12 protein-coding genes and 2 pseudogenes are annotated in these 15621 nt (G+C 46.8%); 11 read left to right on the plus strand and 3 right to left on the minus strand.

Annotated elements, in window-relative coordinates:
- The first annotated feature begins 192 nt into the window (after nucleotides 1-192).
- The 6 genes from B5G33_RS09010 (at nucleotide 193) to B5G33_RS09035 (ending at nucleotide 7446) form a co-directional block, all read left to right on the plus strand.
- The gene (locus B5G33_RS09010) at nucleotides 193-933 is read left to right on the plus strand and encodes a glycerophosphodiester phosphodiesterase (protein WP_087271003.1); all 741 of its coding nucleotides are present in this window, start codon (nucleotides 193-195) and stop codon (nucleotides 931-933) included.
- Nucleotides 920-1729, plus strand: coding sequence for an HAD-IIA family hydrolase (locus tag B5G33_RS09015; protein WP_087417412.1), 810 nt, complete (start codon nucleotides 920-922; stop codon nucleotides 1727-1729). Before B5G33_RS09010 ends, B5G33_RS09015 begins: the two co-directional genes overlap by 14 nt.
- Before the next feature lie 191 nt (nucleotides 1730-1920).
- On the plus strand, nucleotides 1921-3174 hold the full coding sequence (locus B5G33_RS09020; RefSeq protein ID WP_087417444.1) for an AGE family epimerase/isomerase: 1254 nt from the start codon (nucleotides 1921-1923) through the stop codon (nucleotides 3172-3174).
- A gap of 260 nt (nucleotides 3175-3434) precedes the next feature.
- Nucleotides 3435-5162, plus strand: a complete 1728-nt coding sequence (locus B5G33_RS09025; RefSeq protein WP_087417413.1) for an ABC transporter ATP-binding protein — start codon at nucleotides 3435-3437, stop codon at nucleotides 5160-5162.
- The gene (locus tag B5G33_RS09030) at nucleotides 5162-7009 is read left to right on the plus strand and encodes an ABC transporter ATP-binding protein (protein WP_087417414.1); all 1848 of its coding nucleotides are present in this window, start codon (nucleotides 5162-5164) and stop codon (nucleotides 7007-7009) included. The genes B5G33_RS09025 and B5G33_RS09030 overlap by 1 nt, the downstream gene beginning before the upstream one ends.
- 5 nt (nucleotides 7010-7014) lie before the next feature.
- A complete protein-coding gene (locus B5G33_RS09035) occupies nucleotides 7015-7446 on the plus strand; it encodes a MarR family winged helix-turn-helix transcriptional regulator (RefSeq protein ID WP_087270898.1) in 432 nt (143 codons plus the stop codon).
- 121 nt (nucleotides 7447-7567) lie between these two features.
- Here the strand turns inward: B5G33_RS09035 and B5G33_RS22740 are convergent.
- The 3 genes and pseudogenes from B5G33_RS22740 to B5G33_RS09045 form a co-directional block, all read right to left on the minus strand.
- Nucleotides 7568-7738: pseudogene (locus B5G33_RS22740) on the minus strand (hypothetical protein); the annotation flags it as partial.
- A gap of 27 nt (nucleotides 7739-7765) precedes the next feature.
- Complete coding sequence (locus B5G33_RS21900) at nucleotides 7766-8248, minus strand: ATP-binding protein (RefSeq protein WP_242974616.1); 483 nt, start codon at nucleotides 8246-8248, stop codon at nucleotides 7766-7768.
- 35 nt (nucleotides 8249-8283) lie between these two features.
- Nucleotides 8284-8718 (minus strand): AlbA family DNA-binding domain-containing protein, encoded by a 435-nt coding sequence (locus tag B5G33_RS09045; protein WP_087270901.1) that lies wholly within the window; start codon nucleotides 8716-8718, stop codon nucleotides 8284-8286.
- 244 nt (nucleotides 8719-8962) lie between these two features.
- On the opposite strand from B5G33_RS09045, the gene B5G33_RS09050 reads away from it, so the two are divergent.
- The 5 genes and pseudogenes from B5G33_RS09050 (at nucleotide 8963) to B5G33_RS09070 (ending at nucleotide 15607) form a co-directional block, all read left to right on the plus strand.
- Nucleotides 8963-10030: a DnaJ C-terminal domain-containing protein gene (locus tag B5G33_RS09050; protein WP_087417415.1), complete on the plus strand. Its 1068-nt coding sequence runs from the start codon at nucleotides 8963-8965 to the stop codon at nucleotides 10028-10030.
- Between the two features lie 45 nt (nucleotides 10031-10075).
- Nucleotides 10076-11056 (plus strand): biotin--[acetyl-CoA-carboxylase] ligase, encoded by a 981-nt coding sequence (locus B5G33_RS09055; RefSeq protein WP_087417416.1) that lies wholly within the window; start codon nucleotides 10076-10078, stop codon nucleotides 11054-11056.
- A 162-nt stretch (nucleotides 11057-11218) separates the two neighbouring features.
- Nucleotides 11219-11389, plus strand: a pseudogene (locus B5G33_RS09060) (P-II family nitrogen regulator); the annotation flags it as partial.
- A 332-nt stretch (nucleotides 11390-11721) separates the two neighbouring features.
- A complete protein-coding gene (locus tag B5G33_RS09065; RefSeq protein WP_087271008.1) occupies nucleotides 11722-13062 on the plus strand; it encodes an MATE family efflux transporter in 1341 nt (446 codons plus the stop codon).
- 82 nt (nucleotides 13063-13144) lie between these two features.
- The gene (locus B5G33_RS09070; protein WP_087417418.1) at nucleotides 13145-15607 is read left to right on the plus strand and encodes a transglycosylase domain-containing protein; all 2463 of its coding nucleotides are present in this window, start codon (nucleotides 13145-13147) and stop codon (nucleotides 15605-15607) included.
- The last annotated feature ends 14 nt before the right edge of the window (nucleotides 15608-15621 follow it).

The following is a 15621-nucleotide window of genomic DNA, read 5'->3' on the forward strand; positions in this document are numbered from 1 at the left end:
GACAGAGAAACCGCTGGGCAGTGACGGGGGATCTTTATAAAGAATTTCCCAACCTTGCACATTGGAAACATCATGTTATAATAGCCGTAGACAGGTAAATGAGGGCCGCCCCTTTACGGGCGGTCTTCTTTGTACCTCAGACTTGGAAGGATAAGCAGTCAGACAAAATATCGGAAAGAAGGAAAAGAAATTATGACAAAAGTATTTGCACACAGAGGCGCCAGCGGATATGCGCCGGAAAATACGCTTCAGGCTTTTCATCTGGCCCAGGAGCAGGGAGCAGACGGGATCGAACTGGATGTCCAGCTTACAAAAGACGGGGAAGTGGTGGTGATCCACGATGAGACCATTGACCGGACCAGCACGGGCAAAGGCTATGTAAGAGACTATACCCTGGCAGAACTGAAAAAATTTTCTTTCCATAATCATATGGAAAAATATAAAGGGGTAAAGATCCCTACTTTAAGGGAAGTGCTGGAACTGGTAAAGCCGGGAAAGATGGAAGTGAATATTGAACTGAAGACCGGAATCTTCTGGTATCCGGATATTGAAGAAAAGACTATGAAGATCGTAAAGGAAGCAGGCATGGAAGACCGGGTGATCTATTCTTCTTTTAACCACTACAGCGTGCAGAAGGTACGGAGCCTGGACGAGAAAGCGGAAACCGCTTATTTATACAGCGATGTGATGCTGGATGTGGAAAAGTATGCTCAGAATACAGGGGTATGTGGATTGCACCCGGCAGTTTTTCATCTGTATATGGCGGACTTTCTGGAAAAATATAAGGCAAGCGGCCTGAAAGTCCGGGTATGGACGGTAAACCGTGAAAAGGATATGAAAAAATTCATAGAGGAAGATCTGGAAGCCGTGATCACCAATTATCCGGATACTGCCCTTACTGTGAGAAGGCAGGTGGAAAATGCTGCAGGATAATGGATTTATAAAAGATAAGCGCCTCTTCCTCCTGGATATTGACGGCACGGTGTGCATTGGACAGCGGCTGATCGACGGCACCAGAGAATTTCTGAAGGCAGTGAAGAACAGCGGCGGACAGTTTGCCTTTATTACCAATAATTCTACAAGAAGTATAGAAGATTATATCCTGTCTTTCCAGAAACTGGGAGTGATGACAGACTATACCAATTTTGTCACCGCCTCTTTTGCCACGGTCCAGTATCTGAAAAAGCACTATGACGGAAAGCTGATCTATGTGATGGGAACCAAATCTTTGATCCGGGAGTTGAAAAAGAATAAGATCCATGTAACAACAGACTGTATGGATGAGGATATTGCCTGTGTCCTGGTTTCCTATGACAACCAGCTGACCTATGAAAAGATACAGGACACCTGTCAGGTCCTGAGCACCTGTAAGGTAGATTACCTGGCTACTAATCTGGACTATGTGTGCCCTATCGAATTCGGCTATGTGCCGGACTGCGGGGCCATCTGCCAGATGCTGGAACATGCGGTGAAGAGAAAACCAATCTATCTTGGAAAACCGGGCACTGCCATGGTAGATTATGCCCTGAAGCTGAACCATTTCTCCAGAGAGGAAACCCTGGTAGTGGGGGACCGGCTTTACACAGATATCCTCTGCGGCCATAACGCCGGTGTGGAAACCGCTCTGGTCCTTACAGGAGAGGCCACAAGAGAGGAAGGAGAAGCCTGTGAATACGGGCCGGATTATATATTCCGCTCCATTGAAGAATTGTATAAAGCGTGGCTGTAATGCGACATCCCCGTTTTTTTTTCACTGTTTCGAGAAAGAATTCAATTGAAGCCTTGCTGCTGGGATAGTATAATAAAAGAACATCAGGATATCAGGGCGAAAAAGCTGGAAAGCCGACCCAGGATCACCTGCAAAAGCAGATACGGCTCTGGGACCCGTTAAAATATGAAGAAAGCAGCGAGGTAATGAAAATGAGCGAGATATTGAAAAAATATCAGATTGACACAGAAGAAAACAAAAAATTTCAGGATGAGATCCGGGAAAACCTTTTGAACTTCGGACACAGATTTCCGTCTCCCAAGGGCAGTTCCTATTATCTGGGAGATGACGGAACCCCTTGGAAGGAAAGAAACCGTGAGACCTGGATCACTTCCAGGATGACCCATGTATATAGTATCGGCACTTTTCTGGGACACCCGGGCAGCGAGGAGCTGGCGGATGCAGGGCTGAAAGGTCTTCGTGAAGAACTTCACGATACCGAAAACGGAGGCTGGTATGCAGGCCTTACAGCAGAGGACCAGATCCTTCCAAATAAACAGTGTTACGCCCATGCCTTTGTGATCCTGGCAGCAACATCGGCACTTCTGGCAGGAAGACCGGGAGCAGAGGAACTTTTAAAGGATGCCCTGAAGCTCTATGATCTTCGGTTCTGGAATGAGGAAGAAGGACTTTCCTGTGATACTTGGAATACAGAATTCACGGTATTGGATGACTATCGGGGACTGAACGCCAATATGCATACAGTAGAGGCTTTTCTGGCGGTAGCTGATGCTGCCGGAAAGGAAGAATACAGAGTGAGATCGGGCAGGATCATTGACCATGTACTGGGATGGGCTTCAGATAACCAGTGGAGGATTCCGGAGCATTTCACCAAAGACTGGACACCGGATCTGGAATGTAATAAGGATCAGCCGGCAGATCAGTTTAAGCCATACGGGGCTACTCCGGGACACGGTATTGAATGGGCAAGATTGATCACACAGTGGGCTCTGTCTACATATAAGGAAGACACTCAGGGAGCTGCCAGGTACATAGAAGCAGCAGAAAATCTCTTTAACCGTGCAGTGAAAGACGCATGGAACGCAGATGGAGCTCCCGGTATTGTTTATACTACAGATTGGGAAGGCAAACCGGTAGTCCATGACCGTATGCACTGGACTCTGGCAGAGGCGATCAATACCTCCTCTGTGCTGTACCACGTTACAGGAAAAGCGGAGTATGGCCAGTATTACGCAGAGTTTATGAAGTATCTGGACGAGACGGTCATGGATCATTTCAATGGTTCCTGGTTCCATCAGCTGGACGAACACAACCAGGTGATCGGTACTGTATGGCCGGGAAAATCAGATTTGTATCATGCTTTTCAGTCTACGCTGATTCCATTTTATTCTCCAGCATTGTCCATTGCGGCAGCAGTGGCTTCCTTCCGCCGCCTTGGAGACTGAAAGATCCATCCAGCGTCATTAGTTTGAAAATGATCGTGTCAGTACACTAGTGTACCAGGACTCAGGAAAAATAAATTACAGATTACGGAGCTATTGCATTAATATTCCCGGTTTTCATTAATGCAATAGCTCCGTTTTATTCTATAGGAGCTGCTGCACACAAAGTCCTCAAGCTCCTTGAGATTGAGAAGAGGTAAAGATTGACATGGATTTAATTGAGACATACAATAGTTGTATATACAATAATTGGAGGTGCAACTATGCTTCGAAGGCTTTTTTCCTATATGCATCAGTATAAAAAATATGCGCTGCTGGCTCTTATCTGTATCAGTGCAGAGTCTGTTTTTGAGCTGATCGTTCCCCTTATTATGGCGGACCTGGTAGATATTGGAGTGGCTGCAGGGGACAAAGAGTATATTTTCAGAAAAGGTCTGGAGATGGTTATCTGCGGTATCATTGCCCTGATCCTGGGTGTGGGAAGCGCCAGGTTTGCGGCCCTGGCAGGACAGGGATTGGGTGCGGAGCTCCGCCGGGCAGAATATGAGAAGCTTCAGAAATATTCCTTTTCCAATATTGACCATTTTCGGGTATCTTCCCTTGTCACCAGGCTGACAAGCGATGTGACTAATATTCAGAATACCGTTTCCACAGGAATGCGGCCTTTCTGCAGAGGGCCGGTGATGTTGGTGGCGGCTACAGCCGTGGCCTTTTCCATCAACCGGGAACTGGCGGTGGTGTTTCTGGTAGCCCTTCCTGTTCTGGCCTGTCTGCTGTTTTGTATCACTATGAAGGTCCGCCCTCTTTATGGTGTCATGCAGGAGGCCATTGATAATGTGAACCGGATCATACAGGAAAACCTGGCGGCAGTTCGTGTGGTAAAGGCTTATGTAAGAGGAGATTACGAAAATGCCAAGTTTGAGGAAGGAAATGAGAACCTGAAGGAACAGTCGGAAAGGGCCTTCCGGCTGGCGGCTTTGAATATGCCTGCCATGCAGTTCGTCATGTACGGGACGATCCTGAGTATCCTCTGGTTTGGCGGAGGACTGATCAACACAGGAAAAATGGAAGTAGGGGAGCTGACAGGATTTCTCAGCTATGTACTCCAGATTTTGAATTCTCTGATGATGATTTCAAATGTATTTCTGATGATGACCCGCTCTATTGCTTCAGGAGTCCGGATTATGGAAGTGATTGATGAGAAAGTAGACATTACAGATGAAAAGGCCAGAGACATTCAGGTAGAACGGGGAGAAATCGACTTTGACCATGTATGGTTTAAATATAAAAAGGATGCTGAAGAGTATGTTCTTTCCGATATTTCCTTCCATATAGAGCCGGGACAGACTCTGGGGATCATCGGGCAGACAGGCTCTGCCAAGACAACTCTGGTCCAGCTGATCCCCAGGCTTTATGAGGCAGAGAGGGGAATTGTCCGGGTAGATGGAATACCGGTGGAGGAGTATCCTATGGAACATTTAAGAGATGCCATTGCCATGGTGCTCCAGAAAAATACCCTGTTTTCCGGAAGCCTTCTTTCAAATCTGAAATGGGGAAATGAAAATGCATCTCAGGAGGAAGTGGAACTGGCCTGCAGGATTGCCTGTGCAGATGAATTTATTTCCAGGCTGCCCCAGGGTTACGAAACAGAAATGGGGCAGGGCGGAGTAAATGTATCCGGAGGGCAGAAGCAGAGACTATGTATTGCCAGAGCTCTGCTGAAGCGTCCCAGAGTGCTGATACTGGACGACTCCACCAGTGCCGTTGACACGGCTACAGAGGGGAAGATCCGTGAGAGATTGAAAACATACCTGCCGGATATGACAAAGATCATCATTGCGCAGAGGATTTCTTCTGTACGCCATGCAGACCAGATCCTTATCCTGGATGATGGAAAGGTAAATGATATAGGAACCCATGAAGCCCTGCTGGAGAGAAATGAGATCTACCGGCAGATCTATGATTCACAGAAGGAAGGAGTGGAGCTGTAATGGCAAAATATGTAGGATATAAAAGACCGAAGAATACAAAGAAAACACTTCTCCACCTTATGAAATATCTGGGACTGCATAAGTGGATGTTCATGCTGGTGGCTCTTCTGGTGTTTGTCAGCGCGGGAGCGAATATTATGGGAACTTATCTTTTGAAGCCAGTGATCAACAAATTTATCCTCCCTGGTAACAGAGAGGGGCTTCTTCTGGCAGTGGCCGGAATGGCAGTGATGTATATCTGCGGAGCCCTTGCCACGCTGGGATACAATCAGCTGATGATACGCTCTGCTCAAAAGGTAGTAAAGGAAATACGGTCAGATCTTTTTGCTCATGTACAGAAACTTCCGCTGAAGTATTTTGACGCCCATACCCATGGGGAACTTATGAGCCGCTTTACCAACGATGTGGATACGGTACAGGAGGCAATGAACAATAGTTTTGCCATGATCATACAGAGCTTTATGATGCTGTTCGGTACAGTGGTCATGATGATGGTATTAAGCCTTCAGCTGTCCCTGATCGTAGTGGCGTTTCTCCTTATTATGTTTGCATTTATTAAGTTTAACGGCCAGAGAAGCAAGAAATACTTCCAAAGGCAGCAGGCAGAACTGGGGAAGATTAATGGATTTGTGGAAGAAATGACTGCAGGGCTGAAGGTAGAGAAAGTGTTCAACCATGAGAAAAAGGATTTTGAGGCCTTCTGCGAGATGAACGAGAACCTTAGAAAGGAGTCTACCAATGCCCTGACCTTTTCTGGCATGATGGTTCCTACCATTGTGAGCTTGTCTTATGTAGACTACGCGGTTTCTGCCTGTGTGGGCGGGCTCTTTACTCTTATGGGACTGCTGGACATCGGGAGTCTGGCCTCTTATCTGGTCTACGTGCGCCAGAGCGCCATGCCTCTGAACCAGTTTACCCAGCAGGTGAATTTCCTCCTGGCAGCTCTTTCCGGGGCAGAGCGGATTTTTGAGATGATGGAGGAAGAACCGGAAGAAGACATGGGAAAGGTAACTCTCTGCAGAGTCAGGGAGGAAGATGGAACTCTGAAAGAGACAGAGGAGTATACAGGCAGGTTTGCATGGAAACTGCCGGATACAAAACAACTGGTGCCGTTAAAGGGAGATGTGCGGTTTCATGATGTGGTTTTTGGTTATGTGCCGGAAAGGAAGATTTTAAATGGTATTTCTCTGTACGCAAAACCAGGGCAGAAAATAGCCTTCGTAGGTTCTACAGGAGCGGGAAAGACCACCATTATCAATCTCATTAACCGTTTTTATGAAATCCAGTCAGGAACTATCACCTATGACGGCATAGATATACGGGATATAAAAAAAGATGACCTTCGCCGCTCCCTGGCTATGGTCATCCAGGAGACCCACCTGTTCACCGGGACCATTGCAGACAATATCCGTTATGGAAGGCTGGACGCTTCACTGGAAGAAGTAAAAGAAGCAGCCAGGATTGCTAATGCGGATTCTTTTATCCGGCGGCTTCCAAAGGGATATGATACTATGCTGTACAGCGATGGGAGCAATCTTTCCCAGGGCCAGAGACAGCTGCTGGCTATTGCCAGGGCAGCAGTGGCAAAACCGCCGGTGCTGATCCTGGATGAAGCCACCAGCTCTGTTGACACCCGGACAGAAAGGCTCATAGAGAAAGGAATGGATGCCATTATGGAGGGAAGAACGGTGTTTGTGATTGCCCACAGGCTATCCACAGTACGTAATTCTAAAGCGATCATGGTCCTGGAAAAGGGGGAGATCATTGAGAGAGGCAGCCATGAAGAGCTTCTGGACCTGAAAGGACGTTATTATCAGTTATATACCGGACAATTTGAACTGGAGTGAGGAATATGGAAAAAAACAGTGTGAGAAAGATACTTCACAGATTAGATCTGGAAAGAAGACAGCTGATGCGGCCCAGATTTCTGGAACTGGGGCTGACTGTGGGAGAGGGGCAGCCCAGAATCCTGAACTGCCTTCTGGAGCAGGGAGAGATGAGCCAGAGAGAGCTGGCAGACGCCTGTATGTTTGATGTGACTACTATGTCCCGGACCCTGGATAAAATGGAGAAGGCAGGACTTATAGAGAGGAAGGTAAATCCATCCAGCAGAAGAGCTCACCTGATACATCTGACTTTGGAGGGAAAAGAAAAGGCAGCACAGGTGCAGAAACAATTTGCCTGGCTGGACCAGGTCCTCTGGGGAGAGCTTGAAGAGGAAGAGATGGAGAACTTGTATAAGACTTTGGAAAAAATAGAGAAAAATGTGAAAAATATGCTTTGAGAAAGAAGACAGATTTTCTGATATACTTCCGGCTTTTCCGTTGGCCTTTTTCCAGTAATAAATTGGTTTCCACCATATATTTCAGAAAACGTTTAGTTGTGGAATCTGCTAATCCCAAAATTTCCCGTGCCTCCTTGTTTGTAATGAAGCCGTTTTCTTCAATATAATCTAAGATAAGCCGCTGCCGAAGAAAGATTTTATCGGCTTTTTTACCGGTTTTTATTGGCTTTTTATCGGCTTTTTTATCGGCTTTTTTAAATAAATTTACTCGGAAGGTATCTCCGATTTCCATAAACTCAGGTTCAGGAAGGCCATATTCTTATGCGCGATGAAGAATCCTCCGGATTCCTGTCCCCCATTCCTCTATGATCTCCATACGGCTGAATATATCCGCAATAATCCGATTCCGTATTTTAGAACGGCCACTGACGGCCTCTTCCAGTGTAAGTCCGCCATAAAGCATACCGGGAGAGGTAACCTCTATCCGGTCATCGTAGACAGCGACCTGTATGCAGGAATTATCCATATAGTTACGATGACATACGGCATTGACGCTCATTTCCCGGATAGCAGTTACGGGAAGTTCATAGGTGTCTTTCCGGACCAGACCGTTGATTTCAGCCCCCAAATTAATATGACGGAGAACAAATTGATAGGCATTTTCTATCTGTTCATACAGACAGCCATCATATTCTTTCTTATCTATAAAGAAATCCCTTTCTGTTCCTTTAAATAAAGCACATTGAATTTTGGCAAAGGGAAAATATTTTCCGGTCAGTAATGCAAATGCATTGGTAGCCAAAAGATCAGAGCCGTTTTTCTTTAAAACTTTCCAACTTAAAAGCTGCTGCCCTCGATTTCCAATTCTCGGATTTTGGTGCTGTCCGCCGGGCGGGATGTAGCGCCGAGGCGGATGTAAGTTCCATGCTGCTTTCCCTGATTCTTGAGATAATAAGGACGGTGCATTCCTGGATAGATAGTGACGACCACAATACATTTATCATTGATACTTTGAAAAGAAATATCAGGTATAATCTGAGGCTCACAGCTGTCAGCGACAGCATCGGCAATACTGTCCATAATCTGGAAAACAGATTTTTCATCTACACCTGTAACTTCTCCTGTTTTATCGTCTACACCTATGATCAGATTACCGCCGCTGGTATTTGCGAAGGCAATAACAGTTTTCATGTATTTTTCGCTTTTCTTTGGAAGTTCAACCTTGTATTCAATATTTTTAGATTCTCCGCTAAGAATTTCGTCCAGGGTCATAGAACAGATACCCTCCTTTATCATGATATTATCAGTATAGCATAGAAGAGAAATAAGAAGCTATAAACATAAAATAAAAATATGAAACTGCCTTGACATAGCCAGATATGAGTGTTATATTACAAATAGAACAAAAAACAGTCTGTCAGAGAGGCTTTTCAAAACAGCAACATTTTAATTTTGCGCTTCCCTTTTGGACTTCTGCTCAAAGGGGAGGCGTTTCTTATAACAGAGGGTGGTTATAATGGATAAAAAGAGAGATTATTATGAGGTTTTAGGCATTAGCAGAAGTGCAGACGCTAATGAGATAAAAAAGGCTTACCGGAAACTGGCAAAAAAATATCATCCTGATACAAATGCCGGAAATCCCAAAGCCGAAGAGAAGTTTAAGGAGATTACAGAGGCATACAATGTGTTAAGCGATGACAAAAAGAGAAAACTATATGACCAGTTTGGCCATGCTGCTTTTGACGGAGGGGCATCAGGAAATGGACCGGGAGCCTCAGGGGCCTACAGTTATGGCGGACCAGATGGAAACTACCGGGAATATCATTTTCAGGGAGACCCCAAAGATATGGATGACATTCTCAAAAATATTTTCGGCGATATGTTCCAGGGCGGAAGCAGTGGCTTTTCCGGAAATGGTTATGGCGGCGGCTTCGGAGGCTTCAGCAGTCATGATTTCGGCGGAGATTTTGGCAGCAGAGGCTTCAGAGGAAGTTATGGTGGCGGCTTCAGCGGACAGCGTTCTCAGAAGGGGGCGGATATGACCGCTTCTGTGAATATCAGCTTTGAGGAAGCCGCTTTCGGGTGCAAAAAGGTCCTCAGCCTGCAGGAACCATCTACAGGCCGTACCCATTCACTGGAAGTCCGGATTCCGGCAGGCATAGAAACCGGCAAGAGTATCCGGCTTAGAGGAAAGGGAATGTCTGGTTCCAACGGGGGAGAAGCAGGGGATCTGCTCCTTAAGGTAACAGTAGAAGAAAAACCGGGATATGAGAGAAAAGGCCTGGATATCTACACCACAGTAAAAATCCCCTTCAGCACTGCTGTGCTGGGCGGTGAGGCAATTGTGCCTACTATTTATGGAAATGTAGTGTGTAAGATTCAGGAGGGTACTCAGTCAGGAACCAAGATCCGCCTGAAGGGCAAAGGAATCGTTTCTATGAAGAATCCGTCCATAAAAGGAGACCAATATGCCCGGATAGAAATCCAGGTGCCTCAGCATGTGAGCCGGACGGCAAAAGAAAAACTGAAAGAATTTGAACGGGCCTGCGGGAGGAAGAACTCCGGGAGTGGGAGCGCAGCGTAAATTATGATATAATTCTATTAACATTCTTGATCTGGAGGGGACGTTATGGGAACAAAAGAAAAGCTTCTGGCACTTTTTGAGGCAGACAAAGGTAAGTTTTTTTCCGGAGAGGAGCTTGCCGCCAGGCTTGCTGTTTCCAGGACTGCAGTGTGGAAAGCTGTAAACAGTCTGAGAAAAGAAGGCTATGAAATCCAGGCAGTCCAGAATAAAGGCTACAGTCTTTCTGTATCTACGGATATTCTTTCAATTCAGGGCGTAGAAAAATATTTAAATCCCGAACATTCCTATATAGAGCTGGAAATACTGCCAGATATAGGTTCAACCAATGATTATCTGAGGGAAAAGGTAGCCCAGGGAAAAGGGGAAGGATATGCGGTGGTAGCAGGAGCCCAGACCAGGGGAAAAGGAAGAACAGGGCGCAGCTTTTATTCTCCGGCGGATACGGGAATCTATCTGAGTCTCCTTCTCAGACCGAAAGACTGCGGGCCCGCTCAGGCAGTGAAGTTTACTACAATGGCTGCAGTGGCAGCCTGTGAGGCTATAGAAAAAGTTTCTCACAGAAGTCCTCAGATTAAATGGGTCAATGATATTTATATAGACGGAAAGAAAGTCAGCGGTATTCTTACCGAGGCCTCAGTCAGTCTGGAAAATGGCAGCCTGGAATATGTGCTCTTGGGAATCGGCATTAATGTCTATCCGCCGGAAAAAGGATTTCCACAGGAACTTAGAGAGACTGCGGGATCGGTATTCCAGGAGAGAAAAAGTGATGGGAAGAATCAGTTGGCGGCAGGCTTCTTAAACCGGCTGATGGATATATATACAAAAGAAGAAATTGGGGAATATGCTGAGGAGTACAGGAAGCGGAGCATGGTTTTGGGAAAGCGGATACAGATCCTGACTCCTGAGGGAGAGAAAGGGGCCAGAGCCCTGGAGATTGATAAAGACTGTCGGCTGCTGGTAGAATATGAGGACGGAAACAGAGAATTGCTCAGAGCAGGAGAAATCCGCATTAGACCGGAAAAATAAAAATTTAATCTTGACAGATCAAAAAAACAGGGGTAGACTATAACCCATAAAAGCAAAGGCGCGTCGGAAATTTTTCCGAGGCGCTTTTCTTTTACTATCATAAATTTAAAAGGTACAAAGATGTGCATTGCAGATAAAATCTGTGATGCATTTTTTTGTGCGGTGGAGGTCATTGTAGGAAACATTCCTGTCAGCAAGGTGATCGAGACTGCCAAGAAAACTCTTTACACCGGTCATGTGGGAGATGGAAAGATCTTTGTATATAATGTGCAGCAGGTAGTAAAAGTGCGGACAGGAGAAGAAAACCTGGAAGCACTGAAAGATGTAGAATGATTTGATTGTATAGTTTATAGAAGGTGCCCCGATTGGCGCAGCCGGGAGAGGAATTTTGCTCCCGGCTGCGTAATGGGGGGCTTTTTTAATGATGTTTCATAGCTTTGATAAGATTCAGCAGGGCATCGATTTCTTCCGCAGACAGACCGGACAGATCGATTTCCTGCTTATTTTCTATTCCCAAAAGATAATAGGCACAAAACTACGGAGAGAAGATGGGGCAGAATTCTTTGCAAGATATATAACAGAGGAGGCAGCCATTGTTTTTTTGATATCCTTTCGCTATAATGTCACTATATACAGCAAAAGAAAAATGTGTGAGGGTGTGCGCAATGTCTGGAAATATAAAAAATATGACCTCGGGCTCCCCGGGGAAGCTGATTCTTTTTTTTGCCCTGCCTTTGATGGCGGCGAATATTTTTCAACAGTTTTACACCACGGTAGACGCCATGGTAGTGGGACAGATCGTAGGGGTAAGAGCTCTGGCGGCAGTGGGAGCGGCAGACTGGATCATCTGGATGGTCCAGGGGATCGTTACTGGAAGCGCCCAGGGCTTTTCTATACTGGTGTCGCAGAATTACGGGGCGGGGAATGGAAAACGGCTGAAAGAAACCGTGGCTGCCAGCTATACCATGATGGCGGTGATCGCTGTGGCTGTTCTGGCAGTCAGCCAGGCAGGCGCTTATCCTCTTCTGCGTTTTCTCAATACCCCTGCAGATGTCATGGATATGTCTGTAACTTATATACGAATTATTTTCTGCGGAATTCCGGTGATTGCAGCTTATAATACTTTCGCCTCAATCTTACGCGCTCTCGGAAACGGACGTTCTCCCCTGATCGCCATGATCGTTGCGGCAACGATCAATGTGGGGCTGGATCTTCTTTTTGTAGGAGGTTTCCGCTGGGGAGTGGCGGGGGCGGCAGGAGCCACGGTGATCGCTCAGGGTTTTTCGGCTCTCTATTGTTTTATAGTGCTCAGAAAGATTGATATAGTAAAGGTTTCCAGGGAAGACTTTAGGCCGGAACAGGCTATTTTCAGGCAGCTGGCCGGTTTGGGCGCACCCCTGGCTTTTCAGAATACTATTATATCTGTGGGAGGTATGGTGGTACAGTATGTGGTAAACGGCTATGGTTTTCTTTTTGTGGCAGGATTTACCGCAGCTAATAAGCTTTATGGAGTTCTGGAACTGGCAGCTATCTCCTACGGTTATGCGATCACTACCTATGTGGGGCAGAACCTGGGAGCGGGAAACATTGCCAGGATCAAGTCTGGAGTGAAAAGCGGAGGCATAATGGCGGTATTTACGGCCCTGGCTGTGGGGGCGGTGATGGTCGCCGGAGGAAGGAAGATACTTTCTCTGTTTGTCTCCGGAAGCCCGGAGGAGACGGCACAGGTGCTGGATATTGCCTACCATTATCTGTTCCTTATGGCAGTATTCCTGGTGGTCCTGTATATGCTTTATGTTTTCCGTTCCGCCATCCAGGGATTGGGAAATACGGTTGTTCCTATGGCCAGCGGGATCGTAGAATTTTTTATGCGCGTAGGCGCAGCGCTGCTCCTGCCTCTCTTTATCGGCCAGAACGGGATCTTTTATGCGGAGATCAGTGCGTGGACAGGCGCAGCGGTACTCCTGGCGGCGAGTTATTTCTGGCTGATCAGAAAATATTCCTGAATTTTTCACAGAATCCTGGAAAACTTATGCTATACTACGGTTGTTACCATAAAACTCATTTGCAGTATAAGGGGAGGTTCTAATGAACTTAAACCAGCACTATGGGGAAAAAAGTGTACTTCAGAAACTGGACCAGCTTCCAAAGGAGCCTGGCCTTAAGAGAAGGAAAAAAATAGTTTTTGCTGTAAAAACGGTTTTTCTCAGCCTTCTGGCAGCGGGCTTTATTGGGATATGCCTGGGACTGGGAGTTTACGGAAAGATTGTGGCAGATACCCCCGATGTTTCAGAGATAAATATAGGGCCGACAAAATATGCATCTTTTGTTTATGATGCAGATGGAGACCAGATACAGCAGCTCAACGAGGCCCAGAGCAATCGAATACATGTATCTATTGAGGATATACCGGAGGATATGCAGCATGCCATTGTAGCTATTGAGGATTCCAGATTCTATGAGCACCATGGAATCGACCCTCAGGGAATCCTCCGGGCAGCAGTGGTAACTCTGACTTCTGGATTTCAGGAGACAGAAGGAGCCAGCACCATTACCCAGCAGCTTATTAAAAACAATGTGTTTACAGACTGGACAGACGAGACTTTTTTCCAGTCAGTACGGCGTAAGATCCAGGAACAGCAGCTTGCTGTGGACCTGGAAGAATATCTTACGGACCAGGGGCTGGACGCCAAAAGCGTTATTCTGGAGGAATATCTGAATACGGTCAACTTTGGTTCAGGGGCTTATGGGATACAGACAGCAGCCCAGACCTATTTTGGCAAGGACAGCAATGACCTGACTCTGTCAGAATGTGCAGTGCTGGCGGCAACCCCCCAGAATCCTACCAGATGGGACCCCAGACAGAACCCGGAGGGAAATGCCCAGCGCAGGGAGACAGTGCTGAATTATATGCTGGAGCAGGGATGGATTACCAAGGAGGAACAGGAAGAAGCTTTGGGGGATGATGTTTATGCCAGAATTGCCCAGAACAGTGAAAATCAGCCCCAGGGAAGCACCTATTCCTATTTCATCGACGAGCTGATCAGCCAGGTACAGGAAGATCTGGTAGAAGAGAAAGGTTATACGGAGACCCAGGCTGCCAATGCCATATACAGCGGCGGTCTCCGGATATACAGCACCCAGGACACGGAAATCCAGGATATCATGGAAGAAGAATTTGAGGACGAAGATAATTACCCCGACTATGTACGGTTTGGATTGGACTGGGCTTTGACAGTGGAACATTCAGACGGCAGCAAGGAAAACTACAGTAGGGAAATGCTGACAGCTTATTTTGAGAATGGAGGAGAGGTTGTCCCGGATCTTTTCGACACACAGGAGGAAGCACAGAGATACATTGACCGGTATAAGGAAGCCGTACTGGAAGAAGGAGACAAGATCGCAGCAGAAAGAACAGAGTTTGTTCCTCAGCCTCAGGCTGCTATGACAGTTATAGACCAGAGTACCGGATATGTAAGAGGAATTGTAGGAGGCCGGGGAGAAAAGAAGGCCAGCCTGACTTTGAACCGGGCATCTGATACTTACCGTCAGCCCGGCTCTGCTTTTAAAATACTGGCGGCTTATGGGCCGGCACTGGATTTGGGGGAGATTACCCTGGCTGCACATATTGAGGATGAGGAATATTCCTATGAAGACGGCACGCCTATTCGGAATTCAGACAATCGGTATCACGGCTCTGTGTCTGTCCGTCAGGCTATCCGCAGTTCTTACAATATACCTGCGGTAAAGGTCCTTACGGATATTACCCCGGAGAAAGGATTTGAATATCTGCAGCAGCTTGGATTTTCTAATCTGGACGAAGAATTGGACGTGATCCAGCCTCTGGCACTGGGAGGCATCACCAATGGTGTCAGCAACCTGGAACTGACTGCAGCATATGGGGCCATTGCCAACGGAGGCACCTATATGGAGCCGGTTTTCTATACTGAGGTTACGGACCAGGAAGGAAATGTACTTCTGAGTAATAAGCCTCAGGGACAGCGCGTGTTTAAGGAAAGCACAGCCTTTCTGCTTACCAGCGCTATGGAAGATGTGGTCTCTGAAGGTACAGGTACAGGGTTCCAGCTGGAAGACATGCATGTGGCAGGGAAAACAGGGACTGCCAATGACTACCGGGATCTGACGTTTGCCGGATATACGCCTTATTATACAGCAGCTATCTGGGCAGGATATGACGAACCCCAGGAACTGGCGGAATCCCACCGGACATTCCATCGCACTTTGTGGCGAAACGTAATGAACCGTATACATGAGGACCTTCCGAATAAGGATTTTGAACAGCCATCCACAGTTGAAAGAGCTGCAGTCTGTGCAGACTCAGGCCTTTTGGCAGGCAGGGGCTGTACCCGTGTGTACGAATACTTTGACCAGGACAATATGCCGCAGGAAACCTGCACAGAGCATAGACGCTCCCTGTTCCCAGGCTGGAACAGCGGACAGGAAGAGGAGGACGACAGCAGCGGAGACAGCAGTGGAAACAGCAGCAGTGGTTCTTCCTGGTGGGACTATTGGTCCAGATGGTGGAGATAAATATAGAAAGAAGG

Source organism: Blautia sp. An81 (assembly GCF_002161285.1).
GTDB classification, from domain to species: domain Bacteria; phylum Bacillota; class Clostridia; order Lachnospirales; family Lachnospiraceae; genus Blautia; species Blautia ornithocaccae.

What these genes read in the sequence shown, in the direction of transcription:
- B5G33_RS09010 (WP_087271003.1), top strand. Translation starts at nt 193, where the DNA reads ATGACAAAAGTATTTGCACACAGAGGCGCCAGCGGATATGCGCCGGAA.
- B5G33_RS09070 (WP_087417418.1), top strand. Translation starts at nt 13,145, where the DNA reads ATGAACTTAAACCAGCACTATGGGGAAAAAAGTGTACTTCAGAAACTG.
- B5G33_RS09055 (WP_087417416.1), top strand. Translation starts at nt 10,076, where the DNA reads ATGGGAACAAAAGAAAAGCTTCTGGCACTTTTTGAGGCAGACAAAGGT.
- B5G33_RS09030 (WP_087417414.1), top strand. Translation starts at nt 5,162, where the DNA reads ATGGCAAAATATGTAGGATATAAAAGACCGAAGAATACAAAGAAAACA.
- B5G33_RS09035 (WP_087270898.1), top strand. Translation starts at nt 7,015, where the DNA reads ATGGAAAAAAACAGTGTGAGAAAGATACTTCACAGATTAGATCTGGAA.
- B5G33_RS09015 (WP_087417412.1), top strand. Translation starts at nt 920, where the DNA reads ATGCTGCAGGATAATGGATTTATAAAAGATAAGCGCCTCTTCCTCCTG.
- B5G33_RS09025 (WP_087417413.1), top strand. Translation starts at nt 3,435, where the DNA reads ATGCTTCGAAGGCTTTTTTCCTATATGCATCAGTATAAAAAATATGCG.
- B5G33_RS09045 (WP_087270901.1), bottom strand. Translation starts at nt 8,718, where the DNA reads ATGACCCTGGACGAAATTCTTAGCGGAGAATCTAAAAATATTGAATAC.
- B5G33_RS09050 (WP_087417415.1), top strand. Translation starts at nt 8,963, where the DNA reads ATGGATAAAAAGAGAGATTATTATGAGGTTTTAGGCATTAGCAGAAGT.
- B5G33_RS09065 (WP_087271008.1), top strand. Translation starts at nt 11,722, where the DNA reads ATGTCTGGAAATATAAAAAATATGACCTCGGGCTCCCCGGGGAAGCTG.
- B5G33_RS09020 (WP_087417444.1), top strand. Translation starts at nt 1,921, where the DNA reads ATGAGCGAGATATTGAAAAAATATCAGATTGACACAGAAGAAAACAAA.